Below are 19,055 nucleotides of genomic sequence, written 5' to 3'. Positions count from 1 at the left end.
CGTGCAGATAATGGTGTCATGACCGGACCCCGCATCCTCATCGTCGACGACGAACCGAACATCCGCGACCTCCTCACCACCAGCCTGCGATTCGCCGGCTTCGCCGTCCGTGCCGTGGGCAACGGCGCAGCCGCCATCTCAGCGGTCCTCGAGGAGGAGCCCGACCTCATCATCCTCGACGTGATGCTGCCGGACATGAACGGCTTCGGCGTCACCAAGCGCCTCCGCAGCGCCGGCTACACGGCGCCCATCCTCTTCCTCACCGCGAAGGACGACACCGAGGACAAGATCACGGGCCTCACGGTGGGCGGCGACGACTACGTCACCAAGCCGTTCAGCCTCGACGAGATCGTGGCACGCATCAAGGCCATCCTTCGCCGGACCATGCAGGCCGACGAGGATGCGGTGATCCGCACCGGCGAGCTGACGATGGACCAGGACACCCACGAGGTCCTCGTCGGCGACACCCCGATCGACCTCAGCCCGACCGAGTTCAAGCTCCTCCGCTACCTCATGCTCAACCCGAACCGTGTCCTGTCGAAGGCCCAGATCCTCGACCACGTCTGGGAGTACGACTTCAACGGCGACGCCGGCATCGTCGAGAGCTACATCTCCTACCTGCGCCGGAAGCTCGACCAGTTCTCCAGCGAGCCGCTCATCCAGACCAAGCGCGGATTCGGCTACATGCTCAAGGCCGGAAAGGCGTAGCCCCCACCCGATGGCCGATTCCCTGTCCACCTGGTGGAGCAGCGTCTCACTCCGGACGAAGATCACCGGGGTGACGGTGCTCGTCCTCGCCTTCGGCCTGCTCGTCGCGGGCATGGGGACGACCCCGCTCCTCAAAGAGGTACTCACCCAGCAGGCGAACGACAGTCTGGTCACTGCCGCCAAGGGCAAGATCGTCGGTGAGATCTCCGAGGACGGACAACTCCAGCTCGACGCCCCCTCGACGCTGTTCGTCGCCGTGTACGACACGAACGGCGAACTCCGCGCCTCGTCCGGGTGGGACGACAGCATCGCTCCCGAACACCCGGCGCACCTCAGCGCGAACGACGTCGCCGCGAGCGGGACCCAGATCTACACGACCACCAACGCGAGTGGCACGATCGTGTACCACGCGGTCTCCGTCCCGGTCACCCTCGACGGGTTCCGCACGGGAGCGGCATGGGTCGCCATCTCGATGCAGGGCACCGACAACACCATCGCGACCTACCTCACGATCTTCTTCGTCCTCGGCGTGCTCATCATCGTGGTCGGAGCACTCCTCACCCGGTGGCTGGTGACCGGCACGTTCGAACCGCTCCGCCAGGTGGAACGGACGGCCGCCGCATTCGCCGACGGTGACTTCAGCCAGCGACTCGCCGGCTCGACACCGAACACCGAGGTGGGGCGACTCAGCCGATCACTCAACACGATGCTGGCTCGCATCGACCGCGCGTACTCGGATCGCGGGAAGACCATCGAGCAGATGCGGAACTTCGTCGGGGATGCGAGCCACGAGCTCCGCACCCCGCTCGTCTCCGTGCGCGGCTACGCCGAGCTCTACCGGATGGGTGCCCTCCAGACGCCGCAGGACGTGGCACAGGCCATGGAGCGCATCGAGAAGGAGGCCATCCGCATGGGTGCGCTCGTCGAGGACCTCCTCCAGCTCGCCCGCCTCGATGAGACGCGACCACTGAACGTCGCGCCCGTCGACCTGCTCCCGATCGCGCGCGACGCCGCGCTCGACACCACCGCCCAGGCCCCCGGGCGCACGGTCCAGGTGGTCCGCGACGAACGCATGGCGCGAGCCGTCGACGACGATGCCTCCGAGACGACGGGCGAATCCCCTACTGCTACCGACACACCCGCACAGACGGGCTCGACCGGGCCGATCTTCGGCGCGACGTTCAACCGCTTCCGGCGTCGGCCGAAGCCCTCCGGCGACGCCACCACGCCCGACACGAAGCCCATCGCCGAACCGCTGACCCTGGCCGTGCCACCGATCGTCCTCGGCGAGGAGAACAAGATCCGGCAGGTCGTCACGAACCTCATCGGAAACGCCCTGCGCTTCACGCCCGCCGACAGCCCGATCGAGCTCGCGGTCGGCACGGACGCCCGCGCAGGGACCGCCAGCATCGCCATCGTCGACCACGGCGAGGGCATCCCGCCACAGATCCGCGAGAAGATCTTCCAGCGTTTCTGGCGTGCCGACAGCTCGCGAACGCGAGAGACGGGCGGCAGCGGCCTCGGACTGGCCATCGTCGCCTCCATCGTCGCGGCGCACGGTGGCACGGTCGACGTGACCGAGACCCCCGGCGGCGGCGCGACGTTCCGCGTCATCCTGCCGCTCGCCCCGTCGGCGGCCACGAGCCCCATCGTCATCGCGGGCCCTCCGGCCTGACCCGCCGGCGGGCTGGCTCGACCCTCCTCCACAGGCTCCGGCCTGCTTCGGAGTGCGCGCACGAAACCTTCCTCGCCGGTTCCGGCCGGTGGCGAGCACCTACCGTCTCGGTAGCGGCGATGACAGGCATCGCCCGGACGAACGGAGTTCCCGATGGCCACTTTCCAGGTCGACAGCGACGCGGTCGAGCGCGCCTCCACGGCAGCACGCGTCACGATCGAGCAGATCCAGAACGAGGTCGCCCGCCTGCACACGCAGCTGGCGGCACTCGACGGCCAATGGACCGGCGCTGCGGCCGCCGCGTTCCACGGTGTCGTCGAGCGTTGGAGGGGCACCCAGCGTCAGGTCGAGGAGAACCTCGGCGAGATCAGCCGGGCACTCGCCGTCGCGGGTACCCAGTACGCCGAGATCGAGCGGGCGAACGCGAGTATGTTCAGCGGCTAAGCGGTTGGCCGCCGACGCGGGTCGACGACCCTGCGCCGGCGGCTCCTCCGAACGCAGCGACGAGCCGGGTCAACGGCCGCTCAGGACCCCGGCCGCGGCAGCCTGAGCATAAGCCGTCGCCTGTGCGCCGAGCTCGGACACCCCGTACACCGGATCGGCCGAGCTCTCGTTGCTGACGTCGATGCGCAGCCACTGTCCGTCGACCGTGAGGTGGACACTGCACGACGAGAAGATCTCCGTGCGGCACTGCAGGAATGCGTCGCGCGATCCCAGGCCGTCGATCGCCAGGAAGCTGATGTCCGCACCGTCCTTCATCCGCGTCTCGACCAGCTGCTCGTAAGCCCACTGCCCATGGGGCAGAGCGGTGAGCAATCCGCGGGCCGAATCGCTGTCAGGGAGCCCGAAGATACAGTCCGGGACGCCGAAGTCGTTGGCGGCCCCTCGGCTGACCGACCCGCCTTTCTTCGGCGCCGACGTGTACGCCAGTTGCTGGCCGAGCAGGTCACTCATCGTCGCCTCGGGCACGAAACCCTCGCACTCGGCCGGCAGGACACCCGCCCCGGCCGTCGTGTCGCCCCAGTCGAAACGGGGCGCGGTCGCCGTCGGCTCCAACGCGACCCTGATCGACTCGACGAACGGCATGACCGCAGTCCGCGCCGCTTCGTCGGACTCGGCGACATTGTCGGCCGGGCCGTCGATGAGGACCTCCACCCAGCTGTCGCCGACGAGGAACTGCATACTGCACACATCGAGCACACGTCCATCACCGGTGAAGCAGGAGAGCGGCGTGGAGTTCTCCCAGGGGCCGGGCTCGCCCGACGTCCAATCTTCGAAGAACGGCTGCCAGACTGCGGACGCTTGCGGGAGCACCATCACCGTCGCCCAGCGCTCGGTCCCGAGCGGAGAGCCGCCCTGCAGCCGGCTGCGGGGCTCCCCGTTCCCCCAGCTGCACTGCAGTCCTCCGAGCGCCACGGGCGCCGTGTTGATCGGTGTCGCGTTGACGTCATCCGTGAACGGGGCCTCGAGTACGACGGAGGGCGCGAGCGCCGAGCTGACGATGTCGGCTGGGACCAGGTCCTGACATCCCATTCCGTACGAGCTGACGGGGGTGGTGGGCCCAGGGGCGGTGGTCGGTGTCGCGGACGACACCGGTGTGGACGTCGTCGTCGGCTTCGGCTCGGCCGGCGTGCACGCGCTCAGCCCCAGAATCAATACGGCGGCGATCGCCGCTCCCCCGATACGTCTCATAGCTCGATCATAGGAACTGGCGCGCGGGCCGATATGCCGTTCCGGTCACGTCTCTACAACGACTGTCGGACCCATGCGGAAACAGGCATACAGATCGAGGGTTCTCCCCGATGCGTCTGGTGTAAACGACGCAGGGCGCCTCCCGAAGGAGACGCCCTGCGCAGGTGTTGCTGTCGGACTTAGAAGTCCATGCCACCGGTCGGGTCGCCGGCCGGAGCCGGGTTCTTCTCCGGCTTGTCGGCGACGACGGCCTCGGTGGTGAGGAACAGACCGGCGATCGACGCTGCGTTGAGCAGCGCGGAGCGCGTGACCTTCACCGGGTCGTTGATGCCGGCAGCGAGCATGTCGACGTACTCACCGGTCGCGGCGTTGAGGCCGTGTCCGACGGGCAGGTTGCGGACCTTGTCGGCGACGACGCCAGGCTCGAGGCCTGCGTTGAGCGCGATCTGCTTGAGTGGAGCGTCGATGGCGACCTTGACGATGTTCGCACCGGTCGCCTCGTCGCCGACGAGCTCGAGCTTCTCGAACGCGGTCTTGCCGGCCTGGATCAGGGCGACGCCACCACCGGCGACGATGCCCTCTTCGACGGCAGCCTTCGCGTTGCGAACGGCGTCCTCGATGCGGTGCTTGCGCTCCTTGAGCTCGACCTCGGTCGCTGCACCGGCCTTGATGACCGCAACACCGCCCGCGAGCTTGGCGAGACGCTCCTGGAGCTTCTCGCGGTCGTAGTCGCTGTCGGTGTTGTCGATCTCCTTGCGGATCTGCGAGACACGACCGGCGATGGCGTCGGCGTCGCCGGCACCCTCGACGATGGTGGTCTCATCCTTGGTGATGACGACCTTGCGAGCACGGCCGAGCAGGTCGAGGGTGACGGTCTCGAGCTTGAGGCCGACCTCCTCGGAGATGACCTGGCCACCGGTGAGGATGGCGATGTCCTGCAGCTGAGCCTTGCGGCGGTCGCCGAAGCCCGGAGCCTTGACGGCGACGGACTTGAAGATGCCACGGATCTTGTTGACGACGAGCGTCGCGAGAGCTTCGCCGTCGACGTCCTCAGCGATGATGAGGAGCTGCTTGCCCGACTGGATGACCTGGTCGACGATCGGCAGGAGGTCCTTGATCGCGGAGATCTTCTGGTTGGCGATGAGGATGTAGGGGTCCTCGAACACCGCTTCCTGGCGGTCGGGGTCGGTCACGAAGTACTGCGACAGGTAGCCCTTGTCGAAGCGCATGCCCTCGGTGAGCTCGAGCTCGGTGCCGAAGGTGTTCGACTCCTCGACGGTGACGACGCCCTCCTTGCCGACCTTGTCGATCGCCTCGGCGATGATCTCGCCGATGGTGGTGTCGCCGGCGGAGATGGAAGCGGTCGCAGCGATCTCCTCCTTGGTCTCCACCTCCTTGGCGTTGGCGATGAGCTCGACCGTGACGGCCTCGACGGCCTTCTCGATGCCGCGCTTGAGGCTGATGGGGTCGGCGCCTGCGGCGACGTTGCGGAGGCCCTCGCGGACGAGCGCCTGTGCCAGCACGGTCGCCGTGGTGGTGCCGTCGCCGGCGACGTCATCGGTCTTCTTGGCGACCTCCTTGACGAGCTCCGCGCCGATCTTCTCGTACGGGTCGTCGAGTTCGATCTCCTTGGCGATGGACACGCCGTCGTTGGTGATCGTGGGGGCGCCCCACTTCTTCTCGAGGACAACGTTGCGACCGCGCGGCCCAAGGGTGACCTTGACCGTGTCAGCAAGAATGTTCAGTCCACGCTCGAGGCCGCGACGGGCCTCCTCGTCGAAAGCAATGATCTTAGCCATGTGTGTTTTTCGTCCCTCCCGGACGTCATGAACGTTGTTAGCACTCAATGAGTACGAGTGCTAAGTCGATTCTGGCACTCAGGGGGTGGGAGTGCAAGTGAGCACCGGCGCCCTGAGCGAACTCCCGGGAACAGCCCCGGAATGACGAACGACGCCGCCCACCGAAGTGGACGGCGTCGCAGGAATCGCGTACCTGATCAGCGGCTACGCCAGGCGCACACCCTCGGCCTGAGGCCCCTTTGCTCCAGTGCCGACCTCGAAGACGACCGCCTGGCCCTCTTCCAAGGACTTGTAGCCGCTCATGTCGATCGCCGAGTAGTGGACGAAGACATCCTGTCCGCCGTCGTCGACCGTGATGAAGCCGAAGCCCTTCTCAGCGTTGAACCACTTGACGGTTCCGTTCGCCATTTCATACTCCCATTGCTGCGTGCTCGCAGGCATCGACTGTTGCCGAACCCGGACCTGCCATCCGGGATCGGGACCCCGGTGACCACCCTGCGCCGAAGCGGACCCGGGGGCGAGTCGAGACGGGACGGGATGAGCGGCCAGTTCCAGATACTAATCCGGAGCACCGCGCGGATTCACCCTCAAGTCGACAAACGGGGCGGAGTGATACGACAACTCAACATGGAGGAAACACTCCGGAAACACGGCGTGCCTGCGACCTGCTCGATCGACCTGCCCCAGCTGCGCTCAGGCGGCCGGCTGGTAGTCCGCGCCGACCACGACGACGATGCGGAGGACCGGTGCCTCGCCCTCCTCGACGGGGATCGCGTACGTGTCCGTGATCTGGATCGGGATGCCGCCGAGCGCGTTCGCGATGGCGCGGGCGACGCCCTCCTGCGACGGATCCTGGTAGTAGACGCCGCTCGCCGTGACGTCCTCCGTGCTGGCGTCGCTCGTCGGGATCTGCTGCGTGAAGCCGGCGGCCGTGATCGCTGCCGCCGCCGATGCGGCCAGGCCGGCGGTGGGTGTGCCGTTCAGGACGAGGATGCTGGCCGCGGGGTCGACGACGGGGGCCACCTCGGTCGGGGTGGGGGTCGGCGTTGGCGTGGCGCTCGGGCTCTGCGAGCCGCCGAAGAAGTCGATCCGGTCGTTCAGCCCGAAGAGGGCGAAGGTGCCGACCCCCACGAGGACGAGCGTGGCGACGACGGCGACGAGGAAGGCGATCCAGCCGCGTCCCTTGGGAGCAGGGGCACGGTGCGCGCCGACGCGCTTGAGGTCGGGGACCTCGTCGAAGCGGTCGGGCGGGAAGGATTCAGCCATGGTGTGGTCTCCGAGAGCTGCTCAGCCGTCGGTGCGGGGAGCCGAGGCTCCTCGCGCCGAGAGTCGGGCGTCGCGGGTGCGCTGCAGCCGCTTGATCAGCATGGGGTCGTGGGCGAGGGCGGACGGCGAGTCGATGAGCGCGCCGAGCAGTTGATAGTACCGGGCCGGGGACAGGGCGAAGCGGTCGCGGATGGCGGCCTCCTTGGCCCCGACGTGCTGCATCCAGTGGGACTCGAACTCGAGGATCTCGAGCTCGCGCTGGTCGAGGCCTCCCGTCGGCGTCGACGCGTCGTCATCGGCAGGCGTGCGCGACGCTGGCTGCATGCTCATCTCCTGCCGATCGGTGCCGATGCGGCGACCGTGGAGTCATGCTCCACTCCGCCGCCGTCCAAGTCTATTCAGCCGATGGCCGCTGAGCCGCATCCACCCCGGCGAGGGCCGACGTTCACCGGGAAGGATCAGGCTCGGTGCAGTGTTATGGAATACGTCGGGAGCCGCATGCACGAGGCAGCCCCGCACGTAGGATGACCGAGACGAATGGAGCAGCATGACGTACGACGTGTCGAAGACCGATGAGCAGTGGCGCGAGGAACTCACGCCGGAGCAGTATCAGGTCCTCCGCGGAGCGGCGACCGAGCGGGCCTGGACCGGTGAGCTCCTCGACGAGTCGCGCGCGGGCCTCTACACCTGTGCCGCCTGCAACGCCGAACTCTTCAAGAGCGGTACCAAGTTCGATTCCGGCTGCGGATGGCCGAGCTTCTACGAGTCCGTGAACCCCGAGGCGGTGCAGCTCATCGAGGACCGCACCCTCGGCATGGTGCGCACCGAGGTCCGGTGCGCCAACTGCGGCTCGCACCTCGGCCACGTGTTCGACGACGGCTTCGGCACGCCCACCGGCGACCGCTACTGCATGAACTCGATCGCGCTCAACTTCGCCGCGGCCGACACCACCGAGCCGACGGAGTGACCGAACCGGTCGAGCGCCCCGTCCTCGCCGCCGTCGCCGGGCGGCGTTCGTGGTCCAAGGTCACCGACGTCGCTCCGAGTGACGCGGAACTCCTCGAGGTCCTCGCGGCGGCTGGTCGGGTGGCCGACCACAGCGCCCTGCGTCCGTGGCGGGTCATCACCCTCCGCGGCGACGACCGCGTGAAGCTCGGCCGGGCGCTCGCGAAGGCGGAGGGCGACTCGAAGCCCTCGACGAAGCCGCTCCGCGCGCCCCTGTTGCTCGCCGTCGTCGTGAGCGTGAAGAAGTCGAAGGTGCCCGCCTGGGAGCAGGAGGCGGTCGCGGCCGGAGTGGCCCACATGGTCAGTCTCCTGCTCGACGACGCCGGTTGGGGCGTGTTCTGGCGCACCGGCGGCGCGACTCGCGCCAAAGCGGTCCGGAAGGCACACGGCCTGAAGAAGGGCGAGGATCTCCTCGGCTGGCTGTACGTCGGAGGGAAGCCGGGTAACGCTCGCACAGGGCGCCGCAAGACGATCAACGCGAAGGCGCACCTCAGCTCCATGCCCTGAGGACGGAGTCGCTCACGGCATCCGACGGCTCGACGGCTCGACTCAGTCGGCGGACGACGATGCCGTGGGACGACGCCTGAACCGCGCCGATGCGATCGCCACGGCGGCGAACGCGAGGAGTGTCCCGATGACCGTCGCAACATGCACGCCGCCGTCGTCGGTGGGCAGGAGCACGTCGAGGGCGAGCGCACTCAGGGTCTGACCGGCCACCGTGCCGAGCCCGAGGATGAGCACGCCCGTGTGCTGCACGAGGAACGCCGCCACGGCGATGAACACGCATCCGATCGGGCCGCCGAGGTAGAGCCACCACTCCCCCGGGAGCGGTCCGGGCGGCGCGACGATGACCGCGTGCAGCACGGCGGCGATGACCAGCACGACCGTCCCCACGACGAAGTTGATGAACGTGGCGGCGAGCGTGCTCTGTGCCCGCATCTTCACGCGGCCGTTGACCGCCTGCTGCCAGCCGATCCCGATCCCGGCGAGCAGCGGCAGGACCAGCAGGCCGAGTGGGATGCTCCCGCCGAGCTCGCCCGAGACCGCGACGCCGACTGCGATGAGGGCGACGACCGCCCCGAGGACGCGCTGGACGCTGAACCCGACGACGCCTCCCGGGCCGAAGCCGATCCGGTCGAGCACGAGTCCGCTCGCCGTCTGGCCGGCGACGACCGCGACCGTGAAGAGGGCGACGCCGAGCGTGGCGGCGGTGAGCCCCTGCGAGAGCACGAGGAACGCGCCGGCACACCCACCGAGCACCGTCCACCAGGGCATCTCCCTGCGTCGGACGGCACCGCCCACCGTGGAGAGACCGCGACGACCGGTACGGGACAGCGCCAGTCCGACGGTGAGGATGATCAAGCCGCCGCCGAACGAGATCGCAGCTGCGGTGAACCCATCGCCGAGTCGCGCGCCGAGCTCGCCGTTCAACCGGGCCTGCACCGCGATGAAGGCACCGCTGACGACGGCGATGAGGAGCGCGAGCGGCGCTGGGACACGGGTCACGGGAGGATTCCTTCCAATGAGGAACCGCCCACTCAGCGAGGCTGAGCGGGCGGTTCTCGGCTGGAGCCGACGACGGGACTTGAACCCGTAACCTACGCTTTACAAGAGCGTTGCGCTACCAATTGCGCCACGTCGGCCGACAGGGGCTGGCCCCGGTCCCATCCATCCTACGATGACGGCGGATCAGCCGTTGGTCACGGGCGACTCGCTGGCTCCCGGCGTCGGCGTGCCGGTGGAGTAGCTCTCGCTCGAGACGGCGAGGACGAAGGCCGCGAACTGCTCGGCGTCGGTGAGCGAACCGGTGTACTGCTTGCCGTTCACCAGGATGGTCGGCGTCCCCTCGACCTTGGCGACGTCGGTGCCGGGCAGCGGGCCGCTGCGCGCACGGTCGGTCGAGTCCTTCACCCACGACTTGTAGGTGCCGTCGTCGATGCAGGCGTTGATCTTCTTCTCGCCGCCGGAGATGACGCCCTTGGCGATCGACTTCAGCTCGGCGTCGGTCAGGCCCTCGGTGTTCTCCTTGGGCTGGTTCTCGAACAGTGCGGTGTTGAAGGAGAAGAAGTCGTTCGGCGAGTACTCCGCGACACAGGCCGCCGCGTTCGAGGCGCGCAGCGAGTACTGCGTCCCGAGCGAGAGGTTGCTCAGCGTTGCGAGGGGGTGGACCGTGTAGGTCGCGGCGCCGGCCTCGAGCCAACCCTTGACCTGCTCGGCGTTCGTGGTCTCGAACTGACCGCAGTAGGGGCAGAGGAAGTCCTGGTAGACGGCGATCTCGACGCCGTCGGCGGCCGGGGTCTCGGAGGCTGCCGGCGTCTCGGCCGGAGCGGGCTCCGCGGGGGCGGCCGGATCGGTCGCGCTCGGCGTCGGTGTGGACGCACCGGCCGGGGCCCCGACCAGCTGCAACCCGGCGGAGACGGTGAAGCCGTCGTTCTTGGCCGCGGTCGGGACCGGTCCGGCGGGCTTGATCGACGTCACGATGATGACCGCCACCACCGCCACGATCGCGAGCGCACCGAGCACGATGCCACCCTGGAGCAGCACCCGGTTGCGGCGGTCGCGGCGCTTCTGCTGCTCGCGCAGCACCCGCGCCTTCTCGCGTGCCGCGTCGCGTCGTTCGTTCTTGGTCGGTCGGTTCTGCGATCCAGCGCCAGACATTGATCCTCGTTTCGGGGGGCTCGCGCTGCGGAGACGAGGCAGCGCCAAACAGAGTAATCGTAGACCTGCCGCCTGGGAGAGGCCCAAACCAGGCCGGGAGCCGGCTGTGCGTCCACCGAGAGATCCACTGGCCGCTGGACCTTCCATTCACAGATGGTCGTGGCATACTGGAACGGCGAACCGGCCATCGACGACGGGTTCGCGTCCATTCACAACGGATCGTCCGGCACGTACCTGCCGGTGAAGGAGAACAACCATGGCGTCTGTGACGTTCGACAACGCAACCCGTTTCTACCCGGGTGGCACCCGCCCCGCGGTCGACAAGCTGAACCTCGAGGTCGCCGACGGCGAATTCCTCGTCCTCGTCGGCCCGTCCGGCTGCGGCAAGTCCACCTCCCTCCGCATGCTCGCCGGTCTCGAAGAGGTCAACGACGGCCACATCTTCATCGGCGACCGCGACGTCACCGACGTGCCGCCGAAGGACCGCGACATCGCGATGGTTTTCCAGAACTACGCGCTCTACCCGCACATGACCGTCGCCGAGAACATGGGCTTCGCGCTCAAGATCGCCGGTGTCGGCAAGGAAGAGCGTGCCACCCGCGTGCTCGAAGCCGCCAAGCTCCTCGACCTCGAGGACTACCTGACCCGCAAGCCGAAGGCGCTCTCCGGTGGTCAGCGTCAGCGCGTCGCGATGGGTCGAGCCATCGTCCGTCAGCCCCAGGTCTTCCTCATGGACGAGCCGCTGTCGAACCTCGACGCCAAGCTCCGCGTCCAGACCCGCACCCAGATCGCGTCGCTGCAGCGTCGTCTCGGCGTCACCACCGTCTACGTCACCCACGACCAGACCGAGGCGCTCACCATGGGCGACCGCATCGCGGTCCTCAAGGACGGCATCCTGCAGCAGGTCGGCACCCCGCGCGACCTCTACGAGAAGCCGAACAACGTCTTCGTCGCCGGCTTCATCGGCAGCCCGGCCATGAACCTGTTCGAGGGCGAGATCGCCGACGGCGGCATCAAGCTCGGCGGATTCATCATCCCGGTCGAGCGCGAGATCACCGACGCCGCTCCGTCGAAGAACGTCACGGTCGGCGTGCGCCCCGAGGACATCACCGTGTCCAGCAACTCGGGCTCCGGCATCGAGGTGACCGTCGACCTCGTCGAGGAGCTCGGCGCCGACGGCTACCTCTACGGCCACACCGACGTCTCCGGCAAGCGCACCGACATCGTCGCCCGCGTCGACGGTCGCAACCACGCGCACATCGGCGACACGGTGTTCCTCGCGCCGACGCCGCACCACGTGCACGCGTTCGACTCGGCATCGGGTGAGCGTCTGGGCAACAAGCCGGTCGTGTCCTCCTCGATCTAGTTTCCCGCCGACGATGGTCGAGCGGTCGGTCTCCGATCGCTCGGCCATCGTCGTTTTCGCTTGTCCAGTCTCAGTACGACGATCCCCGAGGAGCGCTCCGCACCATGTCCGGCGCATTGAACATCACCGCTGCCACCGTCGACCCGGCGCTGCTCGATCTCCCCTGGGAGCTCCCCCTCGAGAACTGGCCGAATGAGGCCATCGCCTCGCTCCCGAAGGGCATCTCGCGCCACCTGGTCCGGTTCGCGAACCTGTCCGGCTACGTCATCGCCGTCAAGGAGACGACCGCGGAGATGGCGAAGGGCGAGTACGACATGCTGCGCACCCTGCAGCGGCTCGACATCCCCTGCGTCGACCCGCTCGCGGTCATCACGAACCGGAGCGATCGCAAGGGCCGTGAGCTGCCGAGCGTGCTCGTGACGCGGCACCTGAAGTTCTCACTCCCCTACCGTGCGCTCTTCCAGGGCACCCTCCGACCCGACACCGCGACCCGCCTCGTCGACGCGCTCGCCGTCCTCCTCGTCCGCCTCCACATCGTCGGCTTCTTCTGGGGTGACGTGTCGCTGTCGAACACGCTCTTCCGGCGTGACGCGGGAGCTTTCGCCGCCTACCTCGTCGACGCCGAGACGGGCAAGCTCTACGAGGGCGGGCTGTCGAACGGGCAGCGTGAGAACGACCTCGAGATCGCCCGGGTGAACATCGCCGGCGAGCTCCTCGATCTCGAGGCCGGCGGACGCGCCGACGCCGAACTCGACCCCGTCACCGTGAGCAACGGCATCGTCGCCGCCTACCGGTCCCTCTGGAAGGAGCTCACGGGCTCCGAGTCCTTCGACGCGTCCGAGCGCTGGCGCATCACCGAGCGCGTCCACCGTCTGAACGAACTCGGCTTCGACATCGAGGAACTCGCGATCAAGACGACCGACGAGGGCTCGACCGTGCGGATCCAGCCGAAGGTCGTCGACGCCGGGCATCACCAGCGCCGCCTCCTGCGGCTCACCGGCCTCGACGCGGGCGAGAACCAGGCGAGGCGCCTGCTCAACGATCTCGACGCCTACTCGGCCTCGTTCGGGAAGGACGGGTTCGACGAGGAGATGGCGGCGCACGAGTGGCTCATCCGCGTGTTCGAGCCGGTGGTGAAGGCGATCCCGCGCGAACTCCGCGGCAAGCTCGAGCCCGCCGAGATCTTCCACCAACTCCTGGAGCACCGCTGGTTCCTCGCGCAGAACGAGGGTCGCGACATCCCGCTGGCGGAAGCCGTCGGTTCCTACGTGAACACCGTCCTGCGGCACCGCCGCGACGAGGCGACCATGATCGTGCCGCCGACCGAGGCGATCAGCGTCCCCGCCGCCATGACCGGACCGGTCGACTGGCGAGACCTCGTCTGACCACGTCCGTCTCCTCGACTGACGACAGACAGGCCCTCGGAACGGAGATCCGTTCCGAGGGCCTGTCCTCGTTCGCGCGGCGCGAGCGCCGGTCGCCTACTCGGCGTTCCGGCGACGCGCGATCTCGTACAGCGTCACGCTGGCCGCGATCCCGGCGTTGAGCGATTCGGTCGAGGCCGAGATCGGGATCGACACGACCGCGTCGCAGGTCTCGGTGACGAGGCGGGACAGGCCCTTGCCCTCGCTGCCGACGACCACGAGGATCGGCTGGTCGGCGAGTTCGAGCCCGGGAAGGGAGACGTCGCCGTCGCCGTCGAGACCGATCACGAAGACGCCGCGCTCCTTGAACGCTTTGAGCGTCTGGGTGAGGTTGGCGGCCAGCGCGACCGGCGTCCGAGCCGCCGCTCCTGCCGAGGTCTTCCACGCGGAGGCGGTGAGGCCCACGCTCCGGCGCTGCGGCAGGATCACGCCGTGACCACCGAAGGCTGCGGTCGATCGGATGATCGCACCCAGGTTCCGGGGGTCGGTGATGCCGTCGAGGGCGATGAACAGCGGGTTCTCGCCACGGGCGATGACCTGGTCGAGCAACTCCATGGGGTGCGCGTACTCGTAAGGCGGCACCTTGATGGCGAGGCCCTGGTGCACGCCGTCGAACCCGGCCATGCGGTCGAGCTCCGGACGCATGACCTCGAGCACCGGGATCCCGCGTCGGGTGGCGATGCTGAGCGCCTCCTTCACCCGGTCGTCCATCTCGATGCGGGTCGCGACGTACAGCGTGGTGGCTGGAATCTTCGCGCGGAGCGCTTCGAGGACGGAGTTGCGGCCGGTGACGACCTCGGACTCGTCGCTCGACTTCTGCTTGGTCCGGCCGTTCGTGGACGGGCGTCCGTTCTGGCCGGCCGCCTGCCTCGGCTTGCCGGTGCCGCCGGAGGCCGCGTAGCGCTCCTGCGCGGCCTTCCGCTTGCCGGCCGGGTGCCAGGCGCGGTCCTCGGCCTTGGGGGTCGGTCCACGACCCTCGAGCGCCTTGCGGCCGAGGCCGCCGGTGCCCTTGGTGGGACCCTTCTTCGCTTTCTTCGGCCCGGTCGGGCGGGAAGGCTTACTTGCCACTGATACTCCAATGTGCTCCGGACGGGGTGTCTTCGATGGTGATCCCAGCCGCTGTGAGTTCGTCGCGGATCCGGTCGGCCGCTGCGAAGTCCTTGGCGACCCTGGCGTCCGCGCGATCGACGAGCAGACGCTCGACGAGTGCGGACAGGGATCGGTGAGTGACGGGGTCGGTGCCCGACGACCACGAAGGGTCGGTCGGGTCGATGCCGAGCACCCGGGTCATGTCGAGGACGGCGACCGCACGCTCGCGGGCTGTCGCCAGGTCGTCGCCGCCATCGAGGGCGGCGTTGCCGACGCGCACGGCGTCATGCAACACGGCGAGCGCGCGGGGGATGTTCAGGTCGTCGTCCATCGCCTCGACGAAGGCGGCCGGGAGCGTCGCTCGACTGGCGGCCGTGGTCGTCTCGGTGAGCAGGTCGGCGCGGGCGGCACGATCGAGGAAGCCCTCGATGCGTCCGAGTGCGGCTTCGGCCTCGGCGAGTGCGCCCGGATGGAACTCGAGTGTCGATCGGTACTGCGCTGCACCGAGGTAGTAGCGGACCACGAGCGGCCGAGCTGCTGCCAAGAGGTCGGCTGCGTAGACGGAGTTGCCGAGGGACTTCGACATCTTCTGCCCGCCCGTGACGGCGACCAGCCCGTTGTGCAACCAGTACCGGGCGAAGGGGTCGCCGGCTGCGCTCGACTGGGCGAGCTCGTTCTCGTGGTGGGGGAAGCGGAGGTCGAGTCCGCCGCCGTGGATGTCGAACTCCTCGCCGAGGTACTTGGTCGACATCGCCGAGCACTCGATGTGCCAGCCGGGCCGTCCCTCGCCCCACGGAGACATCCAACTCGCCGAGCGCGGCTCCCCAGGCTTGGTGCCCTTCCAGAGCGCGAAGTCGCGGGGATCGCGTTTGCCGCGCGGGTCGGCGTCGGTCGCGGCCTCCATGTGCTCGGCGCTCTGCCGCGTGAGTTCGCCGTAGCGGCTCCATGAGGCGGTGTCGAAGTAGACGTCGCCGGAGTCGTCGGGAGCCGGGTACGCGTGCCCGGCGTCGATGAGCCGCTCGATGAGCTCCTGCATCTCCGGGATGCTCGCCGTGGCTCGTGGCTCGTAGCTCGGTGGCAGGATGCCCAGGGCACGGTAGGCGGCCGTGAACTCGAGTTCGTACCGGTAGGCGAGCGCCCACCACTCCTCGCCGGGCTGGGCGAACCCGCCCTCGACGCCGGCGGCGGCGTTCGCGAGGATCTTGTCGTCGATGTCGGTGACGTTGCGGACGAGCGTGACGCGGACCCCGGAGGCCGTCAACCAGCGTCGCAGCTGGTCGTAGACGAGCGCGCTGCGCAGGTGTCCGATGTGCGGAGAGGACTGCACGGTCGGTCCGCAGACGTACAGCCCCGCCTCGGCTTCACGGAGCGGCACGAAGTCCCGGAGGGACTGCGTTTTCGAATCGTAGAGTCGGAGGGCCACGAGACCAGACTAGCCGCCGTCGTCCGGGCATGATGGTCCCATGACCACGGGACGCGACGACCAGCAGGTTCTCCGCGCGCGACTCGCGGCACAGCTCCTCGCCGGAGCCGATCACCGCTCCCCCACGGGTGTCGTCTCGCGGCTGCTCGCGGTCCAGGCCCAAGACCTCGCTTCGTCGCTGTGGGCGGTCGGCGTGAGGTCGAGCGGGACGACGATGGACGAGGTGCTCGCGGCGCTCGAGGACGGGTCGATCGTCCGGTCCTGGCCGATGCGCGGCACCCTGCATCTCGTCGCCGCCGAGGACCTCGGGTGGCTGCTCGGACTCGGTGTCCCGCGAGTCCGCTCGACGATCGCGGCCAGACACCGTCAGCTCGAGCTCGACGCCGAGACCTTCTCGCGCTCCCGTGCGCTCACCGAGGGACTGCTCAGCGGGCATCGGCGCGTGACGAGGGATGAGCTGTTGACGGCCCACACCGATGCCGGGATCCCGATCGACGGACAACGGGGCTCCCACCTCATCATGGAACTCGCGATGTCGGGCGTGGTCTGCTGGGGACCTCCAGCAGGAAGACAGCAGGCACTCGTCCTGACTGAGGAGTGGATCCGTGCACCGCGGGTGCTCGAGGCGGACGAGGCGCTCGGCGAGTTCGTCGTCCGGTATCTCACCGGCCACGGCCCGTCGACGATCGCCGACCTCACCTGGTGGTCCAAGCTCACCGTCGCACAGGCGAAACGCGGCGTCGAGGTGGCCGCCGGACGGCTGGTCTCCGAGTCGCGCGACGGTGTCACCCGCTGGTCGGCGTCCGAGGGCATCGAGCCGTCACCTGCTCCACGGCGACCACGGGTGCTCGCGCTTCCCGGATTCGACGAACTGCTCCTCGGCTACCGCGACCGCGAGCTGACGCTCCCGGCGGCGTTCGCAGACCGAATCGTCCCCGGCGCGAACGGCATCTTCCTCCCGATGATCGCCGTCGACGGACGCGTCGTCGGCACCTGGCGCCGACGGACGAGCGCGACCGGCGTCATCGTCACCCCGACGCCGTTCCAACCGCTGTCGCAGCGGGTGCAGGCGGGGTTCCGACGAGCCGCCGGCGAATACGGCCGGTTCCTCGGGCTCGGTGCGTCGGTCGACGAGGGCACGTCCGCCGACTGAGGACCGACCCGTCAGCGGCGCTCGATGAGGGCGGTGGCGATGGCTGTGACACCCTCGCCACGGCCGGTGAACCCAAGCGCATCCGTGGTCGTCGCCGCGATGCTGACCGGCCCGTGGACGAGCGCGCTCAACACGCCCTCCGCCTCCGTCCGACGGGGCGCGAACCGCGGGCGGTTGCCGACGAGCTGCACCGCGACGTTGACGACGACGAAGCCCGCGGCGTGCACCCGTTCGACAGCTGCCCGCAGGAAGACCTCACCGCTCGCCCCGGCGAAGCGGGGGTCATCGGTGCCGAACATGGAGCCGATGTCGCCGAGGCCGGCAGCGGACAGCAGGGCGTCGACGATGGCATGGGCGACCGCATCCCCGTCGCTGTGTCCGGCCAGCGGCCGTTCCCCCGGCCAGCTGAGGCCCGCGAGGCTCAGCTCGCCGTCGTCGGCGAAGGCGTGGACGTCGACGCCGATGCCGGTCCTGATCGAGGAGGTCGGCCGTGCGCCCACCTCGCGCTCTCGGCCTCGGTCCGCCAGGAGTCGCTCAGCACGCTGGGCGTCCCACGGGGTCGTGATCTTGAACGCCGCCTCCGATCCCGCGACCGTGAGGACGGGATGTCCGGCGTCCGCGTAGAGCGCCGCATCGTCGGTGGCCGCCGCGAGACGGTCCTCGGCGACGCGAAAGGCCGCGATGAGGGCATCACACGGGAACGCCTGCGGTGTCTGGACGGCTCTGAGGGCGGCCCGATCAACGTTCTGCTCGACGAGGTCGCTCGCGTCGACGCGCTTGATCGTGTCGGTCACCGGGAGCCCCGGCACGACCCCCCACCCCGTTCGCGCGGCGGCGTCGATCACCCGTTCGAACTGTTCGGTCGGGGTGAGTGCTCGTGCGGCGTCGTGGACGAGCACCGTGCGGACTCCCGGCCACAGGGCGGCGAGTCCGGCGAGGACGGAGGACTGTCTCGTGTCGCCTCCGACGACGACGCGGAGGTGGTCGGCCGCCTTCCCCGCCGCGCGACGACCGATCGTCTCCGCCTCACCGACGCGATCCGCTGGAACCACGACGACGACCTGGACCGCGTCCCTCAGGCGGAAGACCGGGGCGAGCGCGTGTTCGAGTACGGTACTGCCGGCGAGCGACACGAACGCCTTCGGGATCCCGGCACCGAGGCGCGTCCCACTGCCCGCCGCCACGACGATCACGCCGACAGCCGGGCCGTCCAGGGACGGGTCGGCAACGGCACCCGGTTCGTCGATCGCAGTCATGCCACGAGCCTACTTCTCGGGCGCCCCGCCCGAACGGACGGTCGGCTCAGGAGGCGAGGACCTCGTCGAGGACGGACGACGCCTGCTCCTCGTCGGTCTGCTCCGCCAACGCCAGTTCGGAGACCAGGATCTGGCGGGCCTTCGCGAGCATCCGCTTCTCTCCCGCTGAGAGGCCTCGGTCCTGGTCGCGACGCCACAGGTCGCGGACCACCTCGGAGACCTTGATGACATCGCCCGAGGCCAGCTTCTCGAGGTTCGCCTTGTAGCGGCGGGACCAGTTCGTCGGCTCCTCGGTGAACGGCGCACGGAGCACGTCGAACACGCGGTCGACACCCTCGCGTCCGATGACGTCGCGCACCCCGACCAGGTCGACGTTCTCGGCCGGGACCTCGATCATGAGGTCGCCCTGGGTGACGCGGAGCTTGAGGTAGAGCTTCTCCTCGCCCTTGATGATCCGGGTCTTCACCTCGGTGATGGTCGCGGCGCCATGGTGCGGGTAGACGACGGTCTCGCCAACTTCGAAGATCATGGGTCTCGGTCC

At 68.8% G+C, this 19,055-nt stretch carries 19 protein-coding genes and 1 tRNA gene; 8 read left to right on the top strand and 12 right to left on the bottom strand.

The genetic code is table 11. The annotated features are described in order from the left end of the window. Positions 1-18 precede the first annotated feature (18 nt). From GV015_RS09475 to GV015_RS09465, 3 genes are all read left to right on the top strand, one after another. Entirely contained in the window at positions 19-708 is a 690-nt protein-coding gene (locus GV015_RS09475; RefSeq protein ID WP_056007716.1) for a response regulator transcription factor, read from the top strand. 10 nt (positions 709-718) lie between these two features. Then, the gene (locus tag GV015_RS09470; protein ID WP_079705372.1) at positions 719-2,383 is read left to right on the top strand and encodes a HAMP domain-containing sensor histidine kinase; all 1,665 of its coding nucleotides are present in this window, start codon (positions 719-721) and stop codon (positions 2,381-2,383) included. Positions 2,384-2,536: 153 nt separating this feature from the next. Continuing rightward, complete coding sequence (locus GV015_RS09465) at positions 2,537-2,827, top strand: WXG100 family type VII secretion target (protein WP_064296564.1); 291 nt, start codon at positions 2,537-2,539, stop codon at positions 2,825-2,827. 69 nt (positions 2,828-2,896) lie between these two features. On the opposite strand, the gene GV015_RS09460 is transcribed toward GV015_RS09465, so the two are convergent. The 5 genes from GV015_RS09460 to GV015_RS09440 all read right to left on the bottom strand — a co-directional run bounded on the left by GV015_RS09460 (position 2,897) and on the right by GV015_RS09440 (position 7,470). Beyond that, positions 2,897-4,075 carry a hypothetical protein gene (locus tag GV015_RS09460; protein ID WP_159878066.1) on the bottom strand — a complete coding sequence of 393 codons (1,179 nt, stop codon included), beginning with the start codon at positions 4,073-4,075 and terminating at the stop codon, positions 2,897-2,899. Positions 4,076-4,254: 179 nt separating this feature from the next. Further along, positions 4,255-5,874 (bottom strand): chaperonin GroEL, encoded by a 1,620-nt coding sequence (groL, locus tag GV015_RS09455; RefSeq protein ID WP_064296567.1) that lies wholly within the window; start codon positions 5,872-5,874, stop codon positions 4,255-4,257. A gap of 204 nt (positions 5,875-6,078) precedes the next feature. Continuing rightward, positions 6,079-6,282 carry a cold-shock protein gene (locus GV015_RS09450; protein ID WP_079705369.1) on the bottom strand — a complete coding sequence of 68 codons (204 nt, stop codon included), beginning with the start codon at positions 6,280-6,282 and terminating at the stop codon, positions 6,079-6,081. Positions 6,283-6,567: 285 nt separating this feature from the next. After that, positions 6,568-7,140, bottom strand: a complete 573-nt coding sequence (locus GV015_RS09445; protein WP_079705367.1) for a LytR C-terminal domain-containing protein — start codon at positions 7,138-7,140, stop codon at positions 6,568-6,570. Between the two features lie 21 nt (positions 7,141-7,161). Then, a complete protein-coding gene (locus GV015_RS09440; RefSeq protein ID WP_079705365.1) occupies positions 7,162-7,470 on the bottom strand; it encodes a DUF3263 domain-containing protein in 309 nt (102 codons plus the stop codon). Between the two features lie 217 nt (positions 7,471-7,687). Here GV015_RS09440 and msrB point away from each other — a divergent pair, with 217 nt between their 5' ends. Then, positions 7,688-8,107, top strand: coding sequence for a peptide-methionine (R)-S-oxide reductase MsrB (gene msrB / locus GV015_RS09435; protein ID WP_079705364.1), 420 nt, complete (start codon positions 7,688-7,690; stop codon positions 8,105-8,107). Then, a complete protein-coding gene (locus GV015_RS09430) occupies positions 8,104-8,652 on the top strand; it encodes a nitroreductase family protein (RefSeq protein WP_079705362.1) in 549 nt (182 codons plus the stop codon). The genes msrB and GV015_RS09430 overlap by 4 nt, the downstream gene beginning before the upstream one ends. A 42-nt stretch (positions 8,653-8,694) precedes the next feature. Here the strand turns inward: GV015_RS09430 and GV015_RS09425 are convergent, their stop codons facing one another. The 3 genes from GV015_RS09425 to GV015_RS09415 form a co-directional block, all read right to left on the bottom strand. Next, entirely contained in the window at positions 8,695-9,651 is a 957-nt protein-coding gene (locus tag GV015_RS09425; RefSeq protein ID WP_159878064.1) for a DMT family transporter, read from the bottom strand. A 61-nt stretch (positions 9,652-9,712) separates the two neighbouring features. After that, positions 9,713-9,788 (bottom strand) — tRNA-Thr (locus GV015_RS09420). 46 nt (positions 9,789-9,834) lie between these two features. Beyond that, positions 9,835-10,803, bottom strand: a complete 969-nt coding sequence (locus GV015_RS09415) for a thioredoxin domain-containing protein (protein WP_079705360.1) — start codon at positions 10,801-10,803, stop codon at positions 9,835-9,837. A 256-nt stretch (positions 10,804-11,059) separates the two neighbouring features. Between GV015_RS09415 and GV015_RS09410 the strand changes: the two genes are divergently transcribed. Both GV015_RS09410 and GV015_RS09405 read left to right on the top strand, forming a co-directional pair. After that, positions 11,060-12,169 carry an ABC transporter ATP-binding protein gene (locus GV015_RS09410; protein WP_079705359.1) on the top strand — a complete coding sequence of 370 codons (1,110 nt, stop codon included), beginning with the start codon at positions 11,060-11,062 and terminating at the stop codon, positions 12,167-12,169. A 104-nt stretch (positions 12,170-12,273) separates the two neighbouring features. Then, a complete protein-coding gene (locus GV015_RS09405) occupies positions 12,274-13,554 on the top strand; it encodes a DUF4032 domain-containing protein (protein ID WP_137242091.1) in 1,281 nt (426 codons plus the stop codon). Positions 13,555-13,650: 96 nt separating this feature from the next. Here the strand turns inward: GV015_RS09405 and rlmB are convergent, their stop codons facing one another. Together rlmB and cysS are read right to left on the bottom strand one after the other, a co-directional pair. After that, positions 13,651-14,661, bottom strand: a complete 1,011-nt coding sequence (gene rlmB / locus GV015_RS09400; RefSeq protein WP_159878062.1) for a 23S rRNA (guanosine(2251)-2'-O)-methyltransferase RlmB — start codon at positions 14,659-14,661, stop codon at positions 13,651-13,653. After that, positions 14,651-16,105: a cysteine--tRNA ligase gene (cysS, locus tag GV015_RS09395; protein WP_159878060.1), complete on the bottom strand. Its 1,455-nt coding sequence runs from the start codon at positions 16,103-16,105 to the stop codon at positions 14,651-14,653. The genes rlmB and cysS overlap by 11 nt, the downstream gene beginning before the upstream one ends. A 40-nt stretch (positions 16,106-16,145) precedes the next feature. On the opposite strand from cysS, the gene GV015_RS09390 reads away from it, so the two are divergent. Continuing rightward, positions 16,146-17,258: a winged helix DNA-binding domain-containing protein gene (locus GV015_RS09390; RefSeq protein WP_159878058.1), complete on the top strand. Its 1,113-nt coding sequence runs from the start codon at positions 16,146-16,148 to the stop codon at positions 17,256-17,258. Positions 17,259-17,269: 11 nt separating this feature from the next. Here GV015_RS09390 and ispD read toward each other — a convergent pair whose 3' ends face one another. Together ispD and GV015_RS09380 are read right to left on the bottom strand one after the other, a co-directional pair. Beyond that, on the bottom strand, positions 17,270-18,514 hold the full coding sequence (gene ispD, locus GV015_RS09385; RefSeq protein ID WP_159878057.1) for a 2-C-methyl-D-erythritol 4-phosphate cytidylyltransferase: 1,245 nt from the start codon (positions 18,512-18,514) through the stop codon (positions 17,270-17,272). Between the two features lie 46 nt (positions 18,515-18,560). Continuing rightward, entirely contained in the window at positions 18,561-19,043 is a 483-nt protein-coding gene (locus tag GV015_RS09380) for a CarD family transcriptional regulator (RefSeq protein WP_064296368.1), read from the bottom strand. Positions 19,044-19,055: the final 12 nt, after the last annotated feature.

This window comes from Plantibacter sp. T3 (assembly GCF_902506515.1).
Taxonomy (GTDB): Bacteria; Actinomycetota; Actinomycetes; order Actinomycetales; family Microbacteriaceae; genus Plantibacter; species Plantibacter auratus.
Note: the sequence above shows the minus strand (reverse complement) of the source record. Positions and strands in the feature narration are given on the sequence as shown.